This window comes from Variovorax sp. 20P10.2.4 (genome assembly GCF_058244205.1).
The window spans coordinates 1-3,294 of sequence record NZ_JBZAYE010000741.1 but is presented as its reverse complement, the minus strand read 5'-3'; the positions used below and the strand labels follow the sequence as shown (position 1 = coordinate 3,294).

The following is a 3,294-nucleotide window of genomic DNA, read 5'->3' as shown; positions in this document are numbered from 1 at the left end:
CTTGGCGCGAAACGGCTCTTAACGCACAAATCTTTGCGTTTGCGATTCTAGGCCTCTCCCGCTGTTAAAGCAAATATCTTTGCGTTAAAGTCGATTCACCATGAACACCGCCGTCCCGTCCGCCGTTCCTTCGTCTTCAGCCAAGCGCCCCGGCGGGCGCAGCGCACAGGTGCAGGCGCAGGTGCGCGCCGCGCTTGAGGAACTGGTCGCCGAACAGGGCCGAGAGCGCGTCACCGTGCCGGCCGTGGCCGAGCGCGCGGGCGTCAGCGCTTCCAGCATCTACCGCCGCTGGGGCGATCTTTCCGGCCTGCTGGCCGAGACCGCCACCCACCGCCTCGACCCCGACCGCCCGCTGCCCGACACCGGCACGCTGCGCGCCGACCTCGCGGCCTGGGCGCGCGAACTGATCGAGCACCTGGCCAAGCCGTGCAACACCTCGCTGCTGAAGGCCGCGGCCGCGCTGGCCAACGGCGACGAGGACACCGACTGCCTGCGCAATCGCCGCCGCGAGGCGCTGGCCCTGGTCGAGCAGGCCCGCGCGCGCGGCGAGGCCACGCCGACGGCCGAACAGGTGATCGATCACCTGATCGCGCCGATCGTGTTCCGGCTGGTGTTCGGGGGGGAGCCGGTGCGCGTGGAGCTGGGGGAGCGGCTGGTGGGGGAGTTGTTTGCGATCAGGCAGTGAGCGCCGTGCCCATGTCAGTCATGTTTAAAAATCAAACGAAAATCGACACGTTCTCACGATGTGTCGATGCCATCGACATGTCTCACGCCACGAGTTCGTCGAAAAGCGCGTCGTTGATGTAGTACTTTTCGCGGCCGTGGCGGCTTTCGCGCAGCACGCCCAGCTTGGCCAGCACCTGGAGATAGCCCGATGCCGTCTGCCGCTTGGCGATCCCGGCGTCGACCACGAACTGGATCTTGGTGTACGGGTGACGGAAGATCACCTCGACCAGGTCCTTGCTGTAGACGTTCGGCGCCTCCCGCTGCACCCGCTCCCGGACCCGCTCCATCAGCGCCCGGATGCGCATCACCTGATCGAAGGTCTGCTGGGCCGTGCTCTCCACCGCCCGCAGCATGAAGAGCAGCCAGTTCTCCCAGTCCCGTGATTCGGTCACCTGGCGCAAGCCATCGTAGTAGCCAGCCCGGTTCGCGATGAAGTAGCGCGACAGAAAGAGCACCGGGCTGTCCAGCAATCCCTTGTCGACCAGAAACAGCAGGTTCAGGATGCGCCCCGTTCGGCCGTTGCCGTCCGCGAAAGGATGGATGGCCTCGAACTGGTAGTGCATCACCGCCATCTTCAACAAGGGGTCGAGATCGTCGTCGCCATGGATGAAGCCCTCGAGGTTCGCGAGCTTTTCCCGGATCACGGCTTCGCCGACCGGCGGCGTGTAGATCACTTCACCCACGTTGTTCTTCAACGCGGTGCCAGGAACGACGCGCACGCCGAACTCGATCTGCTTGATCCGCTGCGCGATCTCGATGAAGAGGTTGGTGGCCAGCGGGCGCGTCTTCAGGGCCTCGAGCCCGAGGTACAGCGCCTCGCGATAGCGCAGGACTTCCTTGGTGTGCGCATCGGCCTTGCCATCGGCATCGGCGTCTGCGCGATACAGCTCATCGTTGGTGGTGACGATGTTCTCGATCTCGGACGAGAGCCGAGCCTCCTGCAAGACGATGCTGCTGATCAGGACGTCCTGATTCGGAATCTGCGCGGCGAGTCCTCGAAGGTTGGCCAGGACCCGGTTGGCGGAGATCGCCTGCTTGAGCACCGCCTTGCTTTCGAGCTCGATCGCGGGCGGCAGCAAGGGCAGCGCATTGAAGGGTTGCAGGCGATCGAATGCCATTCGGAAGGCCGGACATGTACAGGAAAGCGCCGATTCTTATGCATGTCCGCCTTGCCATGTTTAAGAAGCTCTACTTTTTAAACATGTTTGACAAAGAAGCAGGGAGCCCGCCTCACTTCTCCTTCGCCAACCCCAGCTTCTCGATCAGCACCTTCTCCCGCGCCACCGTGTCCTGCGCAAACTTCGTGTACTGCGCCGAGCTCATGTAGTCGGGCAGCATGTCGTAGCGCCCGAGCGCGGCGACGTAGCTCGGCTCCTCCATCGCCTGCTTGAAGGCGTCGTGCAGCTTCTTCACCACCTCGGGCGGCGTGCCCTTGGGGGCGCCGATGCCGAAGGGCGAGTTCTGCACGATGTCGTAGCCCAGCTCCTTGAGCGTGGGCGCGTCGGGGAACTTGGCCAGGCGCTTCTCGCCCCAGGTGTTGAGCACGCGCAGCTTGCCGGCCTCGACCTGCGGCGCGAAGCCGGTGCTGTCGGCGGCGGCCATGAGCTGGCCGCTGACCACGGCGAGCATCAGGTCGGCGCTGCCCTTGTAGGGCACGTGCTGCAGCTCGATGCCGGCCTTCTGCGCGACCAGCTCGGTGGTCAGGTGCGGGCTGGTCAGGGTGCCGGTGGAGCCGTAGGTCAGCTTGCCGGGATTGGCCTTGGCATAGGCGACGAAGTCGGCCCAGGTCTTGAACGGGCTGTTCGCGGGCACGACGATGCCGAAGGCATAGCCGGTCACGTTGATGACGTAGTTGATGTCCTTGAGCGGATCCCAGTTGATCTTGGTGGTGTAGCCGAGGCGGAACACGCCGAGCGGGATCTGGGCGATGGTGTAGCCGTCGGCCTGCGAGGTCTGCAGCGCCTGCGCGGGCAGGGTGCCGCCGGCGCCGGGCTTGTTGTCGACGATCACGGGCTGGCCGAGGATGCGGCTCGCGTTGTCGGCGAGCTGGCGCATGGTGATGTCGGTGGGGCCGCCCGCGGGGAAGGCGATCACCAGCTTGACCGGCTTGGCCGGAAAGGCCTGCTGCGCAAAGGCGGCCAGGGGCGCGGCGAAACCGCAGGCGGCGAGCGCGGCGGCGCGGAGGAAGGTGTGGCGGCGGAGCATGGCGGCTGGGGTCCCGGCTGAATTTGAAAGAGCGCGATTGGGCCCCGCCGATCGGCACTAGACAACCGGGGCAGCCCTGATTTCCTCAAGGCCGCAAGGACATTCAGGCCTGCTCGAAGCCCTCGAGCACGTTCACCGCGTTGACGCCCACCTCGGCCACCGCATAGCCGCCCTCGAACACGAACACCGTCGGCAGTCCCGCGCGCGCGAGGTCCTCGCCCATGCGCAGGTAGTCGTCGCTGCGCAGCTTGAAGCCCGAGATCGGATCGCCCTCGAAGGTGTCGACGCCGAGCGAGACCACGAGCGCGCCGGCCTTCACCTCGGCGATGCGCGCGAGCGCGCTCGTCAGCGCCGCGCGCCAGC

At 65.8% G+C, this 3,294-nt stretch carries 3 protein-coding genes and 1 pseudogene; 1 reads left to right on the top strand and 3 read right to left on the bottom strand.

The window, feature by feature from the left end; genetic code table 11:
• Positions 1–100: 100 nt before the first annotated feature.
• Entirely contained in the window at positions 101–685 is a 585-nt protein-coding gene (locus AC27VN_RS36700) for a TetR/AcrR family transcriptional regulator (protein WP_490879819.1), read from the top strand.
• An 82-nt stretch (positions 686–767) separates the two neighbouring features.
• Here the strand turns inward: AC27VN_RS36700 and AC27VN_RS36695 are convergent, their stop codons facing one another.
• The 3 genes and pseudogenes from AC27VN_RS36695 to AC27VN_RS36685 form a co-directional block, all read right to left on the bottom strand.
• A complete protein-coding gene (locus tag AC27VN_RS36695) occupies positions 768–1,844 on the bottom strand; it encodes a Fic family protein (protein ID WP_490879818.1) in 1,077 nt (358 codons plus the stop codon).
• A gap of 112 nt (positions 1,845–1,956) precedes the next feature.
• Complete coding sequence (locus AC27VN_RS36690; RefSeq protein ID WP_057590734.1) at positions 1,957–2,931, bottom strand: tripartite tricarboxylate transporter substrate binding protein; 975 nt, start codon at positions 2,929–2,931, stop codon at positions 1,957–1,959.
• A gap of 103 nt (positions 2,932–3,034) precedes the next feature.
• Positions 3,035–3,294 (bottom strand): annotated as a pseudogene (locus AC27VN_RS36685) (histone deacetylase family protein); the annotation flags it as partial.